Genomic DNA, 20,967 nt, shown 5'->3' with positions numbered 1-20,967 from the left:
AGATTTAACGAGATACCGTTTAATAGAGAATTTTTCCATGATGTTACTAGTATTCCTCTTACTAAATACTACAAATATGAGAATGTTATAAAGACCGAAAATAATTAAAAATCCCACAAGGTCCCAAACAATTTGAGGGTAAGTTATTTCTTGAAAGCCTTGGATAATAGTCTGCCAGAGATTATTGATAGTAAAAATAATATTTCTACCGATGAGTATAAAGAGAACGTATTGAATAAGTCTTAAACCTTCTACGCAAAACTCCGTAAGAAGATAAGCTCGTTTACTAAATTTTTCTTTTAAAAGTACTTGTGAAACTCTTCCAACCGTTGTTAGTATTCCCAGGCCAATAAACATAAAACTTGAGAAGTAGAATTGGAAAGATGAAAGTAAAGTTTGAAAACTGTCCAATATGAGCATGATTGCTTCCTCCTTTTTTGGTATACTAAAAAAAATTACCCAATAAACGAGTATCTCCAAAATAAAGTATCTCTAAAATAGAGATAATATAATGATAATGGGAGGGGGACTATCTGTCAATGGAAAGTGGAAATTTTGAAAATAACCTAATGGGGCAAGAGTTTAGTTTTGCTTTAATTATGTTTCACCAACAAATAGCAGAGAAGTTAGGCTTAAATGTTACAGATTATAAAGTGTTAGGGATTATTACAAATGAGGGGGTTACCGCAGGAGAAATTGCTAGTAAATCAGGATTATCAACGGGAATGGTTACAACGGTGGTGGATCGACTGGAAAAGAAAAACTTTGTATATAGAGATAAGCATCCCAATGATCGACGGAAAGTAATCATAAAAAGAAATATAGAGAAAACCAAAACAGAAATGGTTCCAATCTTCCAATCGTTTGGGGTAGAAATGGGCAAATTATTTTCCAGTTACAATGAAAGTGAATTAAAAACCATTCTCCATTTTTTAAAAATAAGTATTGATATTTTTACGAAGGAGACAGAAAAGTTAAAGAGTACCTAGTTTTTTTGTAAAAGTAAAAAGGCAGGAGAATACTCAACTTAGTTGAGCTTTCTCCTGCCTCATTAAATTGTGGACTTTATGGGGTAGGTGCCCCTCGTATCTTTATTTAAAAATTATACATAATTTTCTTTCAATTCAGTTTACAACATGATATTTTATGTTTATATCAGGTTAAACGATTTACTAATACGTTTAACCTATGGCAAGGAGAATGGAAATGGCAACTTTGAAAGATATTGCAGAACATGCTAATGTAAGCGCTTGTACTGTTTCCAGATATTTAAACAAAAATATTGTTGTAAAAAAATCAACAGAGGAAAGGATCCAGACCGCCATTAAGGAATTAGGATATGTTCCAAATGTGGTTGCAAAAGCATTAAAGCGGAAGGAAACGACTAATGTTGCGGTAATCCTGCCAAAGATTAATAGTCTTAATTATTCTGAGATCACTTCCGGAATTAGCCAAACTTTAATAAAACATAATTATAATCTATTTATTTATGAAGTTGACAATCTCCATTTAAGTGAAGCAGATGTTGTTCAACTTATGCGCGAAAACATGATAGCGGGAATTATCATTATTGGGTTATTTTCTGATCTATCGTTTAAAGAAAGTATTTATAGTTTTATCGAATGGGGGATACCGGTTGTCTATGCAAACCGATGTATTTCGTACTCTGACTTTCCAATCGTCTACCCGGACTTAACCAAGGCAGGGAAAATCGGGGCAGAGCATCTGCTTTCAAAAGGTAAAAATAGAATTGCTTTAGTTCACAAAAAACTGCCGTACGAGGTGCTTGAATTATTTTTGAATGGCTTTCATCAAGCAAGCGATTGCGAGCAAAAGCCTTTGATGATAGAAATCGAAGACGATATGAACTTATCAAAAGATTGTGTTCCTATCCTTCTTCAAAATCATATTAATGGTGTATTTGTCTTAAATGAATTAAGTGCAGTTTATTTGACTAAAGCATTAGTGCAAGCGGACATTCGGATAGCGGAGGATATGGCCGTTTTGAGTTTGGGGAATTCTCTATTATCACAAATTTCGACACCTGAGCTTACTTGTGTGGACTTGCAGAACCTGGAATTAGGCATAAGAAGTGCAGAAATTATTCTGAGTGAAATTCGAAAAGAAGAGTTTGAACCGGTAACCGTATTAGAACCGTTTATTGTTGAACGGAAATCTTCCTGATCATGAGAAATGTAGGTTACAAAGTTTTTTTATCTATTAGTTAAACGATTAACTAATTCGTTAACATAGATTTTACCCACTTAGTTAAACGATTAACTGATTCGTTATTTTCGATAAGGTAAGAGCTATGCTCTTCTTATAAAAATATAAATTTATAATGAAAGGGAGAACTAATCATGAAACAAACAGCGACATATCATCTTGAAAAGGTTCGGGATATTTACGAGATTTTAAACGGCAGAAAAGAGGCTGATCTCCTTATTAAAAATGTAAACATTTTGGATGTACATGGGGAAACGGTCTTTCAAGGATCTTTACTAATCTATGATAAACGGATTGTAGCTTTGAATCCGGATGAATCCATAGCCAAGGTGAAGGATGTATTTGATGGACAAGGGCTTTATGCTATTCCAGGATTAATTGATGCTCATTTGCATTTTGAATCTCAGCTGGCTCATCCAGTAGCGCTCGGCGAGGCAATGGTCCCGAATGGAACAACGACTATCTTTGCTGAGACCTTAGACCTTCTAAGTGCAGCCGGTGAGGATGGGGTAAGAGCGGCTCAAGGCTTGTTCCGTGATTATGAAAAATTGCCATACAGATTATATGCATTTGCTCCAGGGAAGAAAGTAGCTGCATAGGTAACGAAGGAAGTCTTAAATATGGATCCGGTAATCGGATTAGGTGAATTTGAACATTTTACTTATAGCAAGGGGGATGAGGATGACTTCCACAAGGCTTCCTGGGTAAGAGAAAAAGGGGGATTCATGAACGGACATTGGGGCTTAACGGGTCTTCCGGATATGATCTTAAATTATTTGCCTGCCATTGGTACATCCAATAATCATGATGTCTGGAACGGTGACGATATTGAGAAAAGCATTCGTTACGGTTTTTCAACCCAAATTAAATTTGGTGTAGGCAGCAGTGTAGTGATAAAAACATTGCTTCGTTCCATAGTAGACCGCAAGTTTCCAACAGATAACTTTATGCTATGTACAGATAATATCTCGATTGAACGATTACTTAAGATGGGACATATGGATTGGATTATCTCGCTTTGTACGGAGATGGGGATTAGTCCAATTAAGGCCATTAAAATGGCCACGTTAAATACAGCTAGATCCTACCATATGGAAGATCAAATTGGTTCCTTGACACCGGGGCGTTTTGCGGATATTGTCTTGACAGACAGCTTATCGAAAATAAATCCCCTGTATGTATTTAAAGATGGTGAATTAATCGCACAAGATAAAAAGTTAGTAAAGAAAGTCGAAATAGACTACTCTGCCATGTGTACGAAGGGCGTACAAGGTTTAAATGACTTAACACCAGCAGAGCTAGACATTGTTCCTTTTGAGGTTTCTGAAGATGGGACAAAGGCAAAAGTGTATTTATTCGATGTATACGGACGCGGTCATGCCAAGTTTCACCAAGAAATTTGGGTGCCAATGGTAAATGGCAAGATTGTTCCGGAATATGAAGGGGAGAAATTAAGCCGTCTGTCTGTTATCCAACGTTATGCAGATGGAAAACGGCATGTAGTGAATGGTTTATTTAAAGGTGTGTATGTCGAACATGGTGCCGTAGCCACTTTCTGGTCAGCGCCATCACCGTATTTTGTTGTAGTCGGACAGGAAAGTGACGAAATGTGCTTCTGCGCAAAAGAAGTGGATCAATATTCAGGAGGATGTATTGTTACGGATGATAAAACGATTAAGAGTGTGATGCCGCTTGAAATCTATGGCGCGATGGCTAATATGACTGTTGAGGAATTAACCAACAGCGCCGATGCTATTGATGCAGCTTTGGAAGAAATGGGCAACCGCAATGAAGGTGAACCGGTTGTGAACAAGCTTTTAAGTCTATTTATTTCGCTGCACCGCTTCCGACTAATGAAATAGAAATGGAGCCAAATGCTAGCAGTATGTCTGCCGTTATCTAAAAATTATGAAATTTATCCATCTCACCACCAGGTATTTAGATAAGAATATAACCTTCTACCAAGAGACACAATATGCGAAATGTTCCACCCAAGTTATTAAATGATTAACTAGCACTATTAAAATTTCTTAAGGGGTAAAGGGAGGGTTTTTATGCAAAGTGAAAGCGTTTTAAAGGTAGAAAGAGGTAGTTTAGTAAAACGGTGGATTATTTATATTATTGGTATTTATATGGTGTCACTTGGTGTTAGTTTTGCCATTACAGCTGGGATCGGAATTTCACCACAAAGTGCTTTCCAAAGGGTTTTCGTCGTGCATACTGATTGGTTAACCCAAGGAAGAGCGAATTTTATTTTAGAGTGTATCTGTTTAGGGCTGGCAATTTTAGTGTACAGAAAGGGCTTTAAATTATACCATGTTTTAGGGCTGGTTGTTTCCGCAGTTTTCGCAGTTTGTCTAGATTTCAATTTATCGCTTACATTTGCCTACTTAGATCTTCCGGTGTATTGGGCTAAACTTTTAACACTTGTTGTCGGGGATGCATTTTTGGCTTTTGGTGTATTTCTTATGCTTCAATCTGAAGTTGTTCTAATGCCTATCGATTATTTAGTTAATTCTATTTATTAAGCTACGGACCGGATTTAAATGGGGTAACGTTAAAACGTGTTTTGACTTGACACTGCTTGCCTTAGCAATCATTTTCGGATTGATTTTAGCCGGTAAAATTATGTTTATTCGAGAAGGTACAGTCTTAAACGCATTGCTTGTCGGCCAATATATTAAATTATTTTCGTACTTGTACAACAAACATAAAGAGAAAAAGGGACCTGAAATTACCCAACCCATTGCGAAATAATTGTATTGTAAACTAATCTAAATAAACCAACTCCCTAAAAACAGCTGTATTGTAGTGCTTTTGGGGAGTTAAATGTATCTAAAAAAGTCAACGGTACCATAAGTAAATGAGGTCTTTTTAGAATAAATAAAAAGCCAAAAATGTACAAGTTAGGAATAAAAACTTGTATATTTTTGGCCTTTATAAGGAAGAACAACATCGCTGTATTAAGGGAGCCGTTCTAATTAAAAATTAATGGAAAAGTAAATGCAACGAAAGCTGCCCAAAGTCCGTAGACCGGCAAATACTTAGTAACCGCATCTTGGATGGTTGAAGGTCCGGTTTTGTTTTGTAGAAATCGCATATAGGAGAGCATAATCCAAATCAGATTTCCCCAGATAAGTATATTTACGCCTAAAACAGCAAGTCTGTTGGGTGTAATCCCGTAAGAAGAAAGCCGGAATACTATGGCTGACAAAGCCACACTGTCAATGATAAGAGCAAGAACAATTAGGGAAAAATTTATATAATCAGAAATGTTCCTTTTCTCATCTGAACCGCTTTCGGTAATGGAAAATATGGTAACGATCAATACACCAAGGAGTATTCCGTTGAATACTATCAGAAAATTACGATCCATGAATGGATTTTTTCCAATCCAAATAACTGTTATAAGATAGACCAATAATGTAGCTAAGACAAGAGGACTAAAAATTTTAGCTATATACGGTGTAATATTCTTAGCAAGTTTAAGATTCTTTGATACTAGGTAGGCAGCCACAATTGCAAGACCTGCAGCACCAAATAACACGACATTTCTAAAATAGAAATCTTCTATATCCAAGTCGACAAAGCTAAATAATTGCATGGTGAATGCTGCTAACAGCATTCCACTAATGGCCATGCTGGCGTAGAGTATGCAAAATTCTAAATTAAATTTAAGATAGGCTAATCTTGTGCTGCCTTTTGCATATTCATTTCCTGTAAATGCAAGCCCAAGCAATCCCCATAAGAAGATGGGAAGGTGTAAATAAGCAAGAAAAATACTGTCTTTATTATTTAATGGCAGCATATTAAGATATAAACCGGAGATTAGGAACAAGGATGCAAGGATATAAAGAACATTCTTTTTGGGAGCATTATTAAATACGAAATAGGCTGCAATAAAGGGAAGAATCCCAAAAGCAAGATTAATTGGGGCTATTGCTTGCTGTTCGACATAATGGAAAATGATCCTGGTGGTTATCCCGGCTAAAATGGCTAATATGCCCATGAATATGAAGCCTTTCTGAAGCAAGGAGGCTTTTTCTGCATGCGCCGTCTCCTTGAAATGCAATCTTTCATACCAAACGGCAAGAACCTGTGAATCAGGATTTTGTTCCCAGGCGTGTAAGAATGATTTTTTAAAAGCTTTGGGGTCATTTCTAAACATTCTCTCCAGCACCTGTGGGTTAGCAATATTTTCAGTAATCAAATTGTTTGTGTCCACGGTTTTCCCTCCCTGTTTATTTGATATTAACATGTTATTTATCGATTAACAATAAATTTTTATTAAAATCGGTGGTATTTTTGTTGTTAAGTTGAAAGTCTGGACAAAATAAATGCATTCCTCATTACAAAGAAAGTCAATATTTTTCCTTTACGGTGAACCATACCAGAAATAGTGGAAACAAGTTTAATAATGAAAATAAGCTTCTCTCATGGGGGAGAGAAGCTTTTTTTCATTTCGTCCATTATCTTGATGTGACACATGTTAAAATGGGACATCCTTAAATGAATGGATAAGTTATGATTCTTTCAATGCTGGTTCTCCCGCTTCGACTAGTCCTTTGTTTCGGCCTAAGAAAACGGCTAGGATGATGATGAATACACCAGTTCCTATTAGGAGCCATTCAATTTTGATGATATCGGCGATTGGACCGAATATAAGCATTCCAAGCGGCATCATCGAGGTTGAAATCATCCCCATTACGCCAAACACTCTTCCTAAATAATCTTCTTCTATTTTCTCCTGTAATAAAACGGTCGTCGGTGTATTAAATATTGGCATGGCAACCCCAAATAGAGCCATGAAAACTAAATAAATCCAAAAAACTGGAATGATACCTAGTGCCAATGTACAGGCTCCCATAACTAGGCTTGCAAACGTCATCGTTTTTATTTTATTTTGAAATCCTCCCCAAGATGCGATCATACCACCACCTGCCATCATGCCAATGGAAAAGGCAATCTCGATTGCAGTTAGTCGCCAAACATCATCGCCAAAGGTGCGTGTAACCTGGAGCGGTGTCAGAAATGCTGCAGGTGCCATCAGTACAAAGAAGACGGCAAAGAATAGGAAGAATTTCTTCAAAAAAGCATGATTATTCACATATTGTAAACCCTGTTTAAAGTCACTCAAATAGCTCGTTGTTTGTTTTTTCGCTGCCTTCTCATGTACAGAGATGTTTAAAAAGGCAAGCAGTGTGACAATCGCAATTGCTGCAGTAATGACATCAATAAAGAATATGATTTCAATTGAAGCCATTCCTAATAGGGCGGCACTAACCATTGGAGATACGAACATGATAACAGCTTGAATACTGCCATTTGCTCCGTTTACCTTCGTCAGCTTATCCTTTGGAACAATCTGTGGTAAAATGGCGCCCACTGCCGGCGTTTGTATTCCTGTTCCAAAGGCACGAATCGCTGCCATTACAAAAAGTAGCCAAATGGAATCAAATCCCATTAAGAAGAGAATGGCAAGAATGAGTGTAGCCATTGCAATGAGTCCGTCTGATAACATAATCAGTATTTTTCGGTTATAGCGATCTGCCCAAACCCCAGCAACTGGTGACAAAATAAAAGTTGGAATAAAACCGCAAATAATGTACAACGTCATCATCAATCCAGATTCAGTCTTTAAAGTGATATGCCACATAATGGCATATTGAACCAAAGACGATCCAAAAAGAGAAATCGTCTGGCTGCTTAAAAAGAGAATGATATTTTTTAACCAATTCTCCTTGAGAGTGTTATTTGTTGCGTTCATTGATTAACAACTCATTTCTACTCAAATTTTTTCAAATAAGATGCTTCACCTACATACATAAACATCGTCCCGCTCTATTCAAATTATTTTTAAAGACAACAAAAAAGAGGGAAGACTTATCCCCTCTTTTTAAAATAACCGTTAAATATAGGTTTCCTTAAAAATAGACAGACCAATCCCGTTGCTCTGAACATAGGCAGAGCCTTCAAACGTATTTAATTAACGAATGAAAATAGGGAATCTTAATCTCATTGATGCTGTCAAAAGGAAAACCTCCATTTCATAAATAATTAATGTAATCATAACAAAAATGGCGGAAACACACAATTGCTTTTAGGTTTCAGGATGTCAATGAAATTGATCATACAAATGCAATCCGGACTAGCACTGTATTACCATTAATTAAACCATAGATAATTGAGCATTTATCGACCTAATATAGTCAATTATGTAACGTAAGTAAATAATACTTCGGCGGTATGAGAGTTTTTTTGTAGATTAAATTGGAATTATCAAAAGCTGATATTGAACGGTTTCTATATTTCTTCTACTGTACGCAACATTTTCGGCAGATGTAATGGTACACTTGCAAACCCTTTCGAAAAATGGTATTCTAAGGAAGAATTATTTTTGTTCGGTGTAAAGGATAGTATTAGTAGAACTTTTCGTCTTAATGATCACTAGTAGCAAGGATAGTAACATATTGTGTGCAAAAGCACACAGCAGGAGGAAACACACATGGAACAAGGTAAAGTAAAATGGTTTAACGCAGAAAAAGGTTTTGGATTCATCGAACGCGAAGCTGGAGACGATGTATTCGTTCACTTCTCAGCAATCCAAAGTGAAGGTTTCAAATCATTAGACGAAGGTCAAGCAGTTACTTTTGAAGTAGAGCAAGGTCAACGTGGACCTCAAGCTACTAACGTTCAAAAAGCTTAATAACCATTAGGATAAAAACAGGCTCTCTTTTGAGTCTGTTTTTTTATTTATCTTAAAAAACAAGGAACCCCACTCGCGCGTGAGTGGGGAACATGTGAACAGTAAATCAAATGGTAAATAGAGTGTATCACATTAACACGAAATCTCCTAATGATCATGGGTAATAAGATTGATACTATGTCAAGAAAGTAGACACAGAATGGCTACCGCGGTTTCGCTTGGTGGCGTTCCTAGTGGTAACATAGGGGACGGTTCTCGTGGTTCAATTTTTAGTTAGAAGTACAGAATCAAGTGCTGGTCTATACAGAAGGGGAATAAATAATTCTCTTCTCAGTAGGGAACTGACAAAGGTAATAAGATCAGTCAATTCACTTTGGGTGGTTTGTATAGGTTACCGCAGAAAATTTATGGCGGCATGAGGTAATTGTGCTCCTCTAATTTCACCATGATAGGGCGAAATTAAAATTGGTTCAAATTTTTCAATGGTATTCTTCGTTTTAACCCCATCGTAGATTTGATTTAGCATAAATCGAACAAATTCCTCAGTTGGAGTTTCCCACTGATCACCTAAGTGAAAATGGACCCTATCCATCATCGGATAAGGTCTTTTCTATTTTGTCGAAAAAATAGTAAAAAGCACCTGTCCTTTTTCGCTCGTCCTTTATATATAGAAAGTGCATGACAAAGGTCCGATGGATGAATCAACTTGATGAACAGGAAGCTCCAGATGGTTCATGCAGATTCGGCCGTAAAGAAAGGGTTGAGTGAAGATGAGTAAATTATTAATTAATGAGGCGCCAGTGATGATTATTCCTTCATTGGCAGTGCGGCTCGGCATAAACGAAGCGGTGGTGCTACAGCAAATCCACTATTGGATTACATCCAGTACTCATGTCATCGAGGGACGAAAATGGATCTACAATACCTATAAGGATTGGCAGAAGCAGCTTCCATTTTGGTCGGAGAGTACCATCAAACGGGCGATTCGCTCACTTGAGGACCAAGGCTACTTACGGTCAGGTAATTTTAATCAACTGAAAATCGATAAGACCAAGTGGTATACGATCGATTATGAACGGCTAGAAGCATTAGAGCCAACAGAATCTGAGCCGTCGTTTGCTCAAACTGAATTATCTAGTACGTCAGCCTGCATAATCGAGGACACAAACCTGAACCAAGCAATACCAGAGAGTACTTCAGAGATTACTTCAGAGAAAGAAACTCCTGTCGTCGAGATCATCCACTACCTTAATGAAAAAACAAAAGCAGACTACAAACCCAGTACATATAAAACGCAGGAAATGATCAGAGCAAGAATACGAGAAGGCTTTACAGTTGAGGATTTTAAAAAGGTCATAGATTTGAAGACTATAGAATGGATGTATGACCCGAGAATGTGCAAATACTTAAGGCCGGCCACGTTATTTGGCAGTAAATTTGAATCGTATCTCAACCAAAAGTCCTGCGAGAAATCCTTGAACGAGGAGGATTTTGATCTAGATGATGAAGCGTGAGACGTTTGAATTATTAAAGAGAATTGCTGTTTTTTATGATCAGTTTGTTGTGAACCAGGAAAAAGTGAACCTGTGGCATGAAGTATTAAAGGGTCACACTTTTGACGAGATCCATGGAAACCTGTTGGCCTTTGTAGAGGGGGCGGCCTTTCCGCCTAAAGTGTCTGATTTGCTCTTAAAGTCTACGAATCCAAAGACGATTCCAAATGCGGAAGAAACGATGAAATTGACTTCGATGCTGAAACCGGCAAGCGAAATCGTTGTTCAAAGAGAGCTGGCAAAAATGAGAGCCATCTTGGGGATTGAAAGGGGGGCGAAGGATGCAAGGGCTTGAGCCATTTAATCAAGAAGCAGAAGAGGCTGTGGTAGGGGCGTTCTTTTTAGAAGGGGAATTGGTGAAAGCGTGCAGTCTTCGTCCGGAACAGCTGTATTCCTGGAAACTTAAACTAATATATACAGCGATCCGCAGTTTGGATGAAGAAGGCAAGCCGATTGATATCATCACGGTTGTGGAGGAACTAGGGATTCCGAACGTTAAAATGGTGGGCGGGGTCAGTTATATTACCCGATTAGCTGACAGTGTACCGACGACCGCCAACTTTCATTTTTATGAGAAACTGGTCAGGGAATATGCCCAGAAACGAAAGGCCATTCAAATTGCCGGAAAAATAATTGAGCAGGCACAAGCAGAAGATATCAGTAAGACGTTACACGAGGGGATCCACGAATTAATGGCTGTCGAAGAGGATGAAGCTGATGAAGATAATGGGGATATTACACCGTCGTTAGTGGATTTATTTACGGACTGTGAAAAAGATCTGGGCGAGATCGTCGGCATTCCGTCCGGTTTTGCCCATTTAGACCGGCTTACGGGCGGGTTCCAAGAATCCGATTTAGTGATCATTGGTGCCCGCCCCAGTATGGGGAAAACAGCATTCGCCTTGAATCTGGCCCTGCATGCGGCATTTCAAGATGTAAGTGTCGTATTTTCTTTGGAAATGGGAAAAAAACAGCTGCTAAAACGCATGGCTGGTTTTACAGGATGCATCGATAGTCTCAAAATGAAGAACCCAAAAAAGGAGTTTCAAGAGGAAGATTGGCAGCATTTTACGGACAGTATCGCAACGTTATCAAAGGTCAATCTCCATATGTTTGACCGGGCAGGGATGGATGTCCCCTATATCTGGTCAAAGCTCCGCAAGATTCGCAGTGAGTACGATCGTGAAAAAAGAATCCTAGTGGTGATTGATTATCTGCAGCTGATCGCAGGTGATCCAAAATACAAACATAACCGGCAGGCAGAGATTAGTGAAATAAGTAGAGCCTTAAAAACGATGGCGAGAGAACTGAACGTAGTCGTCATTGCCCTTTCCCAGCTGAGCCGTGGAGTTGAAAGCCGCCAGGACAAACGACCGATACTTTCTGACTTAAGGGAAAGCGGTCAACTTGAACAGGATGCTGATTTGATCGCCTTTCTTTATCGGGATGATTACTATACGAATGATTCTCCACAGAAAGACAGAATGGAGATTATACTTGCAAAGCATCGGAATGGGCCGACTGGAACTGTTGAGCTTGGGTTTAACAAACAATATGGGCGGTTTGTTCATTTGGAAAAGTAAAGCCTGGGAGGGATTAACACAAAAATTTAAAAGGATATTTTTGGTTATGCTAAAATAATTTGTATGGAACATAAAAAAGGAGATTGGAGTTGGAGAAATGAAAAAAAGCAAAAGTTTTATTACGACAACCCTTTTAGTTATTTTATTGGTTGGAATGTCTGCTTGTAGCAATACATCTGATAATACTACATCAACCAAAAGTCAGTCGGAACCTGATAACATTTCAGAAAGTAAGGACGATTCCACTGAATCTACTGATTCATCTACTGACAGTACAGTGAAATCCGATAATAGTGTTTCTACATCAAATAAAATAAATGAAACGATTCAGGAAGAAAAAACATCAAAAATAGAGGGAAGAAGGAACGAGTTTATAGAAAGATTAGACAACATCCAAAAAGAACTTGATGCTATGCCGGAAAAGAAGGATTCAGATAAAGGTGTAACAAACGCTATGAAAAACTACTATGGAATTTCTTACGAAACGTATGACAAAATATTAAATGAGATTTATGCTTTACTACAAAAGGAGTTATCTCCAGGGGCAATGAAGGATTTAAAAAATGAACAAATTAAATGGATAAAAAAGAAAGAAGATATGGCTAATGAAGAAAGACTAAAGTATGACGGGGGAACTTTTGAAAACGTTGCAAATTATATCTCTTTATACAACTCAACAAAGGAAAGATGTTACGAATTAGTTAACACCTATATGACAGATTAAATTAGATTTCAAACTATACTTATATTGTGAAAATCCAAACTTTAGCTAATCAAAAAAAAATTATAACAATTTATCGAACTGTTTACATACTAGGTTACGGCTGTTATAGTAATTATCTATTTTAATATTATTTATACTTTAAATATTATTGTTCTAGTGAGAATGAAAGCGATTGATTTATTTTGTTGAAAAAGCAATTTTTCTCCTTTAATAGGATGAAAGACTGCTTTTTCCTCTTTTGAAAGGTGGGAAGTTGTGAAAAGATCTTTTCACAACAAATGATATGAGTTTCGTTGGTTTATTTCTTTCAGGTGCTGTTCTATTTCTTAATAGTTTTATGCTAGCAGGAAAGGCAGAAGCAAAAAGTGTGGGGATCTTTAATATTTTCGTAGGAATCATCCAATTAATGATTCCATTTTATTTAATGATTGTTTCGAGTCAAGATCATTGGGAACTGTATTCGATCGCGTCCATCTTTTTATTTGGGTTAACCTATTTATATGTAGGAGTAACCGCATTAAAGGGGCTTGATGGTAAAGGTCTCGGCTGGTTTTGTTTATGGGTGGCTATTATAGCTGTGGTCTACACGCTCACCGAAATTTTACATTCCCATGATGCCGTCAGTGCTTTAACATGGGGAATGTGGGCCTATCTTTGGTGTTTATTCTTTTTATCCAATTCACTCCATAAGGATATTGACCACTATATTGCCAAAGTTGCCTTCATACAGTCTTGGGTAACATTAACGATCCCTTCGTTACTGTATTTTTTAGGCGTCTGGAACACCCCTGCTATCAATCAACTATGGACGTACGTTTTAATCGGCTCCATTGTATATTTTATAGCTAGCTTATTTAAAGTACGGTTTTTCTTGCAGTCACCTAGTCTGGAAAAATAATAAAATGGGGTGGCTATATTATTTTTGACACACAATCAGTCCAAACGAAAAAAGGCAAGTCCAGATTTTTTAAATCGGTCTTGCCTTTTTTATTTCATCGCCCGCTTCTGTTACAGCAGAAAAGAGATAAAACGGGCGAAGGCTTTCCGAGAAAGCAAAGGATTCTAAATCATTGAAGGGTATTTGACAGGAAAAAGTGATTTTTAAATTGGCTTGATAAAACAAAAGAGAAAGATTTATATAGTAACGAATGGCGGTTACTAATATGGTAATAAGTAAAAAAGTCTATTAACACTCGGATTTAATCCTCTGTATTCGTTGTTATTTCTTGCTCTAAAGGGAATCATCAAAACCTTCGCGATAAATATGAATGTGTGGCAAGGAACGTCCTCACCATCGGGGTTGTCATGTGATGGTCCCTCTATGTCCATGCGTAATAAAATAGTAGATTTATGATGTCGAGTTTGATACGTGGCTTTTTGGGACTGTTGCCTTCCTCTGGCAACATCTATAATATAGTTATTCCGATAGTAAGCTATTATAAGGAGGCACTATGATAAATATTCATTACCAAGTAATTTCAACCGATAACATTGATTTCTTGGAGGGATTATGTAATCAGTTGATGAGATTTCAAGCAGATCATGCAACGATACGTCCTGATATCATGGCAATTATGAACTACAATAACAGATTGAAGCCGGAATATGCTAACACCTTGAGAAAACACCTGGTAGTCGCATATGATGAAGCAAGACCAGTAGGTTTTGCCTTTGCAACACTCGGAAATGTAACTGAAGAAAACGTGAAGGGAAAACCTGGTTGGGCAGCGGAACTGGATGGGATAGGATTTTATCCGGAAAACTATCAAGTACCGAAGACCATTGGAACTTTTAAAATACTTTATGTGGACGATGAATATAGACATTTAAGTATAGGGAAACAATTGTCCAACATGACTATGGATTGGCTTAATAGTCATGAAGATGTAGATGATTTATGGGTATATGTGGCGAATGGTAATGAGTCTGTTGGAAAACTCTACGAAAAATATGGTTTTAGATTAAGTCATAGTGTCTTTAACGGGTTTATAGCTGCATATTGTCAAAAGAAGAAATAAAATGGAATTCAATCGTTTGAAGTTGCCAGCTGTCTCATAGTTACTGGCATAATTGCCGTCTTCCATTCACTTCTTCTGAAAAGGACTTTTTTAAACATCGTACGGCTATCAAAAAGTTATCGCTATCTTTGTATCTCTCAGGCCCAAGCTGGTAACCATTGACTCGTTGTCTTATTAGAATTCCTCATAATATAAAGAAACCGATTTTACAGATGTTACGAAGAACCTTATCATAAATAATGGTAAAGCAGAGAGTTGAGTAAATCATCGATAATTCCATGATGAAATTGTTTAATATATAAAGTATTGAGTGAATAAAACGGTAGCAATTGCGGCCGTTTTATTTATTATTGATTGTCAGTTTTAGTTGTTTCAGATTTTGCAAGGGCATGATCAAGCTGTTCACATATTTGTAGAAAAGATTTTGTAAAGTCAAATTAAATATGAAGTTAAATATGATATTATTTTTTCGAATCTTTTATTCCTCTCTTGTAAAATGGCAATCTTCCTCTATAAAATCATCATTTTACAACTACTATTATGCCAACTTATAATGACTTCCGTAACTATACTAATTTCAAGATGAATGATAAAACAATCCCAACGTTTTAAACAATCTCTTAAATGGTTCTTTCTAGTTAAGAGGTTGTTTTTGCTAAACGTTATTTTAGAGTATTCTTTGAATTCCTCTCTTTCATTTCTTTATCCATAAACTTCAACAAGTTACTATTTCCTTACCACCTTCCGCAAATCATATAAATATTTTTTTACCACCTCTTAAATGAACGAAAAAGTAAAAAAATATTAGGTTAAGTGCCAGACACAAGGTGCTAGATTCCTGGTGGCAGTATCCAACTTTTAACATAATAAAAATGATATAATAAAAGGAATTTAATTCATAAAGTGGAGACACATGGGGATGAAATGGTCTGAAGTACGTCAGCATTTTCCAGAACGTTGTGTTTTAGTAGAAGCAATAAGATCAGAAACAAGAGGGAAAGAAAGAGTCATTGAAGAAATGTCGGTAATCGATGACTTTGAGAATGGCAATGAAGCATGGAAAGTATATAAAAAACTCCATGCGGAAAATCAAAGCCGTGAATTATATATCTTGCATACGAATAACGAAGCAATAAAGGTAATTGAGCAGCCATATATAGGGGCGCGAAGAAGAGTATGAAATTTTATATGGATGATCATTTGCCTGAATTAAGTTAGGGTCACCACCTTAATTCATTTGCCATCTAAGCTATGTAGAGAAAATGAAATATTCATTGATCTTAAACAACCGGTATTAGCCAAAAGAGAAAAGCACTATTCGCTAATATCGGTTGTTTTATAAGGAGTGGGAGCCGAATGTGGGAATTCTCATTTCTTTTTTTATTTTTTGACTCTTTTCGTAAAGATTGTTGTTTTTAGGGGAAACAGAATAACACCAATCCATATAACAGGACTGGTGTTTTGTTTTTAATTTGTAATTACATGGTGGCTCCATTTCAATTATAAAATCATTTTCATCAATTTCCATAGAATCAAAGATTTATCATTTTAAATTATGTTTGTGGATGGAATTTTATTGAACCCCCTGTGAATAATTGGTGAAATTAAAATAAATTCAACAAAAAATGTCGAATTAAAGTATAATAGATTCATGAAAAAAAGTTATTTCGTGTGGGTACAGAATCTCATTTTACTAAATGGAAGGTTGAGTATGGGGGGAAAACGTATGAACGAAGAAGACAAACTATCCAAGAGTGATCTAGATTATATCATGAATCAGCTGAGACAAACGCAAAAGGAAACAGTTTCCACTTTAGCAGTGCAACCAGCTAGACCTATTCATCTTTTTCAAAAATTCCGATTGGCTAAAACTTGGATTTTGGGGATTGTAATAGGGGTTATTGTTGGTCTAGTCATTTCATTTGCAGGAGATTTTTTTCAAAAAGAAGAAACAATAAAAAGTGCAACAGTGGTAGAGAGCGTCCAAGAATTAGCTACATTGGCAACGGTACAAGCACATATCGAAACGATTATATCTAAAGAAGATAGTAAATTATTTGGAAAAAACATCTCATTTTATTTTCCTGGGACAAAAAGGACATTTTTCTTGGTTGCTTCTGGAGAAGTGACTGCAGGTGTTGACTTAAAGAATTTGACTAAAAAGGACATCACTTTGGATACCGACACGAAGGAGATTCATATCACTTTACCGCATGCCACCATTGTCCAAGAACCATCTATCGACTCAAAGAACATTCAAATCTTTTCAAATGAAGGCCTGTTTCGTAGTGAACCAAATGGGAAGGAAGGGTTCGAACAAGAAGATCTTGCTAAACAAAAGATAAAAAAGAAAGCTAGAGAGTCTGGTCTTTTAAAAACTGCTGAAGATAATGCCCGCATTGCCCTGCAAGATTTTTATAAAAATCTAGATTATACCGTAACTGTTACTTTCAAATAATCGTGCAGTGGCACCTGTGTAATAAGTGGTTCATAAAAAGTTCCCTCAAACTAATGGTTTGGGGGAACTTTTTTGTTGAATCCAACATATGGGCAGAACTACTAAAAATATTTGCGTTTTGAATTGTGCATACAGAATGCTGATGCTTATTACCTTTCCGAAACTTTATAGTTAGGAAAGGTTTTTTGTTTTGTTTAGGCTGTGTTAAAGGTAAATGTTGATAATTGAAACCTCCCTTATTCCCTTATATAAATATTATAAGGGAATAAGGGAGGTTTTAAGGATGGACAAGGTGTTTAGCAAATTATTAAAGCAAATTGATTAGAAAAACTTCATTTAAATACATTACGGATAGCCATATCATATGTAAATAAGGTTTTTAGAAAAAATATAACACCCCGTTAAATGGAATGGTGCTTTTTAAATTAGACAAAAAGTTGTTACAATTTCCAAAAAACAACAATAATTGTAATTTTTCTGGGGATATTATGTCGAGTTTTTGATATTATCAATTTAAGTAATCTTAAAATATTCTTTTATATTTGGGTGGAGTGGAAAGATGGATATCGTTGAAGATAATGTAGCAATTGAAAAATTAGATACCCACAGTGCAGTTCCTACTTGGAGCGGGTTTGATTATCAAGGTCAAGTTTCGATTTATTGGGTGATGAAACAATTGAATCAGATGGATTTATCTAGCATTCAATTAAAAGATTACGAATTGCAGATAGAATCATTGGAGGATTTCAGCATTAATCATAAGGGATACCCTTTGACAATCCATCAAGTAAAGGCTTACCAGGACAAAGCGACATTTGGAAAATTTAAAAGAGCAATACATGATTTATTGGGGAAGTGTGCTAAATATCCAGCGATTACCTTATGTTATCTACACACGTGCCATCAAATTGAAATGCCGGAAGAGGATGCATTTAAAACTGAACTTGAAGGGATCAAATCTGAAAAGAATAAGCTGCAACTGGTAGAGTATAATAATCTTCTATTTAAAGAGGGGAAATATGACGAAACAATTGAAAAGCTATTATTGAACCAAGCAGAAGGCAATGAATTTAGAAGTGTCATAGGCAGGCTAGAAATTGAGGATGAAATAAAAAGACAAATCAGAATGTTTTTAGAAAAGAATAATGAATTATGCAAATACGAATTTGTTGAATCGGATGAGAATATTAACTTTATTTATTTTAATTTCATCCATGAAATCAACCAGTTGGTTGCAAAAGGGCATGCAGATAAAGAAAAAGATAATAGCATCTCCTTTTCAACATTTGTGGACATTCTCACTAATGAGTATGTGTTTGCTTTTACAGAAAAGACCGCTGCGAGTATGCTGAAAAACATCCTTTCTGCTTACTTTGCTGAATTTTGCGAAAAATTCGATTTAGAACCCGAGGACTGTTTGGCATGGAAGGAAAATTGGGAGTGGATATGTAGGCTGAATGATCATGACTTCTTGTTGTTATGCAAAAAATTGACTCCCACGGTCAATGCGAACACTAAGAAATTAGAAGCAATTATTTTGAGAGAGCTGATTGTAAAGGCAGGGGCCCATAAAACCCTTTTCCCATTGGTAATGAGTTCGGGACATTTCGCACTTAAAATCGAGGGTGTAAAAGAGATGTTTGTCTTGAATAAGGAGGGGATCCATCACCTTATTACCACCATTGCAGAGACTTGGGGGAAGAACGAGGCTGCAAATCAAGGGAAGAAAATATTTGAGGCATTAAAAAATGATAATCAACTGACGTATTTGCTTTTTGATGTAAACAAAGTTATTACAAATGAGCTGGAGGGTCCCTTTGAAGGTAAGATTGTGGATGCAGGACATGATTTTGAAAATGTCATACCTGGATTTGAGGAAAAGGATACCATTACAAAATATAAAAGAATGCATTTTATGAAGGTAGAAACAGCAATGGAGGTGTTTAAATCATGAAGTCATTCATGAAAAGGATTTTACTTGAGAATGGGTTTAGTATTGATGAAAACTGCTTAAAGGATGAGAGAGCTTTCCAGGCGGATCGTCTGGATGGAAACGGGTTTGATTTCCTTACAGTTTCTTTTATGAACCAAGACCAAATGTCAGAAGACACTTTAACTGAAAATATACAGCGATTCCGTTCAGCAGTATCTGAGGAAAACGGTGCAATCGTTGGGATGGACAAGAACCTCTCCTTACTTATTATGCTAAAAGTGGATTCTTTAGATCATCCTCCTGCCATCCAATCCTTAATCTTCGATATTGAAGAAGATCCATATACTTTCAAGAAATATATTCTTACATACACGGGTGAACAGGAATCCTTGCTCACATCTCTATTCAAAGAATCAGGCCAAGATGTGACATCATTTTTATATAAAATCCTTTATGATACAGAGAAATTTTCGACCTTTAAAAACCGAGAAACAAATGAAAACGCCTTGGTGTATGACTTGGTTTCAAAAATGTTTATCAAACTTCCGTATCTTAGCATCAAAAACCAGCATAAGGAGATGGATTTGCTTTTGAATGATATCCTTGAGAGTTTCGGCGAAAATGACAGAGGAACCTGGGATGCGCTGATGGGGTTGAGAGAACAAAACGGAAGTGACCCTTCTATTGAAGCAATATTGAAGGCAGTGGGGGTTGACGATGGTGAATAATTATATAATCTCAAGGATTTTTTTGAAAAATTTCAAATCCATTGACGAAGCAAAAGTCGAACTAGAAGGCGTTAATTTGAATGTCCTTGACGGTCCGAACGGTTTTGGAAAGACAACCATTTATGATGCCATCCAATTGTTGATAACAGGTTCCGTTAGGCGTATAGAATCCAACAGGATTGTTGCGGGGAACAAGGGGTTCCAAGATCATTTGTTTAGCAAGGATCAAACCCTTCCGACCGCAATTACTATCGAATTTACTGATAAACTTTCCCCAGAAAACAAACTGGTTTTGCAGAGAGTCCTTATGCCCCCTTCCAATTTACTGGTGAGTCAGAAGAAGCCACAGGATTTTTCCCAATATAAGCTTTACAGGCTAACTAGTTTTGAGGATGAGGAAAACAAAGAGGTTTTAACCGATAGCCAGCTCAATGATATGTTTGGCATGAAGGATATGAGTGACAGGTTTAATTTGTACCACTATATTGAGCAAGAGGAAAGCACACATCTTTTTAAAAAGACCGACAAAGACAGAATGGCTGTAATTTCGAAACTTTTTAATATTGAAGAAGAAACGAATCAAAAACTGTTTCTGGAGAGAACAAGAAACAAACTAATCAACTATAAACGCCCCCTTACAAAGAATTTGGAAAAACTTGAAGTGGAACTTCGGAAAGACAGTAATACGGACATAACGGAATTTCCTTACAAGCCTCTCATCAGCCAGGAGAAAATCATAAATGTTCCTTGGGATAAGGAAAATATTTGGCCGCTTGACCAAAAACTAAAACAGGAGTACCTTGAAGAACTTGATATAATAAAAAATCTTGTCTTAAACGAAGAAGTTTTTAAAAACGGATTGAGTAATGAAAAGCTGGATAATGTAATCAGGGCTGAGAAAAAATTAAAGGCAATTATTATTCTTGGTCATTTTTATGTATCTCTTGAAAAACTAGAAAAGCAGTATCAGAATCAGGAAAAGTTCAAGCTCATGCTATCTACATTAAAGAATAGAGAAATTATACAAAGAAGCATTGT

21 protein-coding genes are annotated in these 20,967 nt (G+C 36.5%); 18 read left to right on the top strand and 3 right to left on the bottom strand.

The genetic code is table 11. The features are described from left to right. Nucleotides 1-539 precede the first annotated feature (539 nt). The 6 genes from TY15_RS14080 to TY15_RS25450 all read left to right on the top strand — a co-directional run bounded on the left by TY15_RS14080 (nt 540) and on the right by TY15_RS25450 (nt 4,983). Complete coding sequence (locus TY15_RS14080; RefSeq protein ID WP_040205894.1) at nt 540-989, top strand: MarR family winged helix-turn-helix transcriptional regulator; 450 nt, start codon at nt 540-542, stop codon at nt 987-989. A 217-nt stretch (nt 990-1,206) separates the two neighbouring features. Further along, nucleotides 1,207-2,184 carry a LacI family DNA-binding transcriptional regulator gene (locus tag TY15_RS14075; RefSeq protein ID WP_179301762.1) on the top strand — a complete coding sequence of 326 codons (978 nt, stop codon included), beginning with the start codon at nt 1,207-1,209 and terminating at the stop codon, nt 2,182-2,184. Nucleotides 2,185-2,360: 176 nt separating this feature from the next. Then, nucleotides 2,361-2,825, top strand: a complete 465-nt coding sequence (locus TY15_RS24665) for a hypothetical protein (RefSeq protein WP_052353779.1) — start codon at nt 2,361-2,363, stop codon at nt 2,823-2,825. A gap of 21 nt (nt 2,826-2,846) precedes the next feature. Further along, a complete protein-coding gene (locus tag TY15_RS14070) occupies nt 2,847-4,088 on the top strand; it encodes an adenine deaminase C-terminal domain-containing protein (RefSeq protein WP_052353778.1) in 1,242 nt (413 codons plus the stop codon). Between the two features lie 192 nt (nt 4,089-4,280). Beyond that, nucleotides 4,281-4,754 carry a DUF6198 family protein gene (locus TY15_RS14065; RefSeq protein ID WP_040205896.1) on the top strand — a complete coding sequence of 158 codons (474 nt, stop codon included), beginning with the start codon at nt 4,281-4,283 and terminating at the stop codon, nt 4,752-4,754. Next, nucleotides 4,741-4,983, top strand: a complete 243-nt coding sequence (locus tag TY15_RS25450) for a DUF6198 family protein (protein WP_476738871.1) — start codon at nt 4,741-4,743, stop codon at nt 4,981-4,983. Before TY15_RS14065 ends, TY15_RS25450 begins: the two co-directional genes overlap by 14 nt. Nucleotides 4,984-5,203: 220 nt before the next feature. Here TY15_RS25450 and TY15_RS14055 read toward each other — a convergent pair whose 3' ends face one another. Continuing rightward, complete coding sequence (locus TY15_RS14055; RefSeq protein ID WP_040205899.1) at nt 5,204-6,451, bottom strand: DUF4153 domain-containing protein; 1,248 nt, start codon at nt 6,449-6,451, stop codon at nt 5,204-5,206. 297 nt (nt 6,452-6,748) lie between these two features. Further along, nucleotides 6,749-7,993 carry an MFS transporter gene (locus TY15_RS14050; protein WP_040205900.1) on the bottom strand — a complete coding sequence of 415 codons (1,245 nt, stop codon included), beginning with the start codon at nt 7,991-7,993 and terminating at the stop codon, nt 6,749-6,751. A 738-nt stretch (nt 7,994-8,731) separates the two neighbouring features. Between TY15_RS14050 and TY15_RS14045 the strand changes: the two genes are divergently transcribed. From TY15_RS14045 to TY15_RS14015, 6 genes are all read left to right on the top strand, one after another. Next, nucleotides 8,732-8,932 (top strand): cold-shock protein, encoded by a 201-nt coding sequence (locus TY15_RS14045; RefSeq protein ID WP_040205902.1) that lies wholly within the window; start codon nt 8,732-8,734, stop codon nt 8,930-8,932. A 770-nt stretch (nt 8,933-9,702) separates the two neighbouring features. Next, nucleotides 9,703-10,446 carry a conserved phage C-terminal domain-containing protein gene (locus tag TY15_RS14035; protein WP_040205906.1) on the top strand — a complete coding sequence of 248 codons (744 nt, stop codon included), beginning with the start codon at nt 9,703-9,705 and terminating at the stop codon, nt 10,444-10,446. Beyond that, on the top strand, nt 10,433-10,780 hold the full coding sequence (locus TY15_RS14030; protein ID WP_040205907.1) for a replicative helicase loader/inhibitor: 348 nt from the start codon (nt 10,433-10,435) through the stop codon (nt 10,778-10,780). The genes TY15_RS14035 and TY15_RS14030 overlap by 14 nt, the downstream gene beginning before the upstream one ends. Beyond that, a complete protein-coding gene (gene dnaB / locus TY15_RS14025; protein WP_040205908.1) occupies nt 10,767-12,068 on the top strand; it encodes a replicative DNA helicase in 1,302 nt (433 codons plus the stop codon). The genes TY15_RS14030 and dnaB overlap by 14 nt, the downstream gene beginning before the upstream one ends. Nucleotides 12,069-12,165: 97 nt before the next feature. After that, on the top strand, nt 12,166-12,792 hold the full coding sequence (locus TY15_RS14020; RefSeq protein ID WP_040205909.1) for a lysozyme inhibitor LprI family protein: 627 nt from the start codon (nt 12,166-12,168) through the stop codon (nt 12,790-12,792). A 283-nt stretch (nt 12,793-13,075) separates the two neighbouring features. Then, nucleotides 13,076-13,690 carry an AmiS/UreI family transporter gene (locus tag TY15_RS14015; RefSeq protein ID WP_040205910.1) on the top strand — a complete coding sequence of 205 codons (615 nt, stop codon included), beginning with the start codon at nt 13,076-13,078 and terminating at the stop codon, nt 13,688-13,690. 260 nt (nt 13,691-13,950) lie between these two features. On the opposite strand, the gene TY15_RS25345 is transcribed toward TY15_RS14015, so the two are convergent. Next, nucleotides 13,951-14,202 (bottom strand): DUF6978 family protein, encoded by a 252-nt coding sequence (locus tag TY15_RS25345; protein WP_392391424.1) that lies wholly within the window; start codon nt 14,200-14,202, stop codon nt 13,951-13,953. A gap of 41 nt (nt 14,203-14,243) precedes the next feature. Between TY15_RS25345 and TY15_RS14010 the strand changes: the two genes are divergently transcribed. From TY15_RS14010 to TY15_RS13985, 6 genes are all read left to right on the top strand, one after another. Beyond that, nucleotides 14,244-14,810 (top strand): GNAT family N-acetyltransferase, encoded by a 567-nt coding sequence (locus tag TY15_RS14010; protein WP_040205911.1) that lies wholly within the window; start codon nt 14,244-14,246, stop codon nt 14,808-14,810. 919 nt (nt 14,811-15,729) lie between these two features. After that, the gene (locus tag TY15_RS14005) at nt 15,730-15,990 is read left to right on the top strand and encodes a hypothetical protein (RefSeq protein WP_040205913.1); all 261 of its coding nucleotides are present in this window, start codon (nt 15,730-15,732) and stop codon (nt 15,988-15,990) included. A gap of 546 nt (nt 15,991-16,536) precedes the next feature. Then, nucleotides 16,537-17,268 carry a DUF4230 domain-containing protein gene (locus TY15_RS14000; protein ID WP_052353777.1) on the top strand — a complete coding sequence of 244 codons (732 nt, stop codon included), beginning with the start codon at nt 16,537-16,539 and terminating at the stop codon, nt 17,266-17,268. A 559-nt stretch (nt 17,269-17,827) separates the two neighbouring features. Next, the gene (locus tag TY15_RS13995; protein WP_040205916.1) at nt 17,828-19,222 is read left to right on the top strand and encodes an ABC-three component system protein; all 1,395 of its coding nucleotides are present in this window, start codon (nt 17,828-17,830) and stop codon (nt 19,220-19,222) included. Further along, the gene (locus tag TY15_RS13990) at nt 19,219-19,929 is read left to right on the top strand and encodes an ABC-three component system middle component 1 (RefSeq protein WP_040205917.1); all 711 of its coding nucleotides are present in this window, start codon (nt 19,219-19,221) and stop codon (nt 19,927-19,929) included. The genes TY15_RS13995 and TY15_RS13990 overlap by 4 nt, the downstream gene beginning before the upstream one ends. Continuing rightward, the coding region (locus TY15_RS13985) for an ATP-binding protein (protein WP_042374887.1) at nt 19,919-20,967 on the top strand (1,049 nt) is incomplete at its 3' end. The genes TY15_RS13990 and TY15_RS13985, both read left to right, overlap by 11 nt.

The sequence above is a fragment of the Neobacillus jeddahensis genome, from assembly GCF_000612625.1.
GTDB lineage: Bacteria > Bacillota > Bacilli > Bacillales > Cytobacillaceae > Neobacillus > Neobacillus jeddahensis.
This window is presented reverse-complemented; position numbering and strand designations above follow the sequence as displayed.

Bases quoted from the DNA above. Each gene is read 5' to 3' on its own strand.
- TY15_RS13990 (WP_040205917.1), top strand. From the start codon at position 19,219: ATGAAGTCATTCATGAAAAGGATTTTACTTGAGAATGGGTTTAGTATT.
- TY15_RS14035 (WP_040205906.1), top strand. From the start codon at position 9,703: ATGAGTAAATTATTAATTAATGAGGCGCCAGTGATGATTATTCCTTCA.
- TY15_RS14050 (WP_040205900.1), bottom strand. From the start codon at position 7,993: ATGAACGCAACAAATAACACTCTCAAGGAGAATTGGTTAAAAAATATC.
- dnaB (WP_040205908.1), top strand. From the start codon at position 10,767: ATGCAAGGGCTTGAGCCATTTAATCAAGAAGCAGAAGAGGCTGTGGTA.
- TY15_RS14020 (WP_040205909.1), top strand. From the start codon at position 12,166: ATGAAAAAAAGCAAAAGTTTTATTACGACAACCCTTTTAGTTATTTTA.
- TY15_RS13995 (WP_040205916.1), top strand. From the start codon at position 17,828: ATGGATATCGTTGAAGATAATGTAGCAATTGAAAAATTAGATACCCAC.
- TY15_RS14005 (WP_040205913.1), top strand. From the start codon at position 15,730: ATGAAATGGTCTGAAGTACGTCAGCATTTTCCAGAACGTTGTGTTTTA.
- TY15_RS14075 (WP_179301762.1), top strand. From the start codon at position 1,207: ATGGCAACTTTGAAAGATATTGCAGAACATGCTAATGTAAGCGCTTGT.
- TY15_RS14010 (WP_040205911.1), top strand. From the start codon at position 14,244: ATGATAAATATTCATTACCAAGTAATTTCAACCGATAACATTGATTTC.
- TY15_RS14080 (WP_040205894.1), top strand. From the start codon at position 540: ATGGAAAGTGGAAATTTTGAAAATAACCTAATGGGGCAAGAGTTTAGT.
- TY15_RS14000 (WP_052353777.1), top strand. From the start codon at position 16,537: ATGAACGAAGAAGACAAACTATCCAAGAGTGATCTAGATTATATCATG.
- TY15_RS14030 (WP_040205907.1), top strand. From the start codon at position 10,433: ATGATGAAGCGTGAGACGTTTGAATTATTAAAGAGAATTGCTGTTTTT.
- TY15_RS14045 (WP_040205902.1), top strand. From the start codon at position 8,732: ATGGAACAAGGTAAAGTAAAATGGTTTAACGCAGAAAAAGGTTTTGGA.
- TY15_RS14065 (WP_040205896.1), top strand. From the start codon at position 4,281: ATGCAAAGTGAAAGCGTTTTAAAGGTAGAAAGAGGTAGTTTAGTAAAA.
- TY15_RS14070 (WP_052353778.1), top strand. From the start codon at position 2,847: ATGGATCCGGTAATCGGATTAGGTGAATTTGAACATTTTACTTATAGC.
- TY15_RS14015 (WP_040205910.1), top strand. From the start codon at position 13,076: ATGAGTTTCGTTGGTTTATTTCTTTCAGGTGCTGTTCTATTTCTTAAT.
- TY15_RS24665 (WP_052353779.1), top strand. From the start codon at position 2,361: ATGAAACAAACAGCGACATATCATCTTGAAAAGGTTCGGGATATTTAC.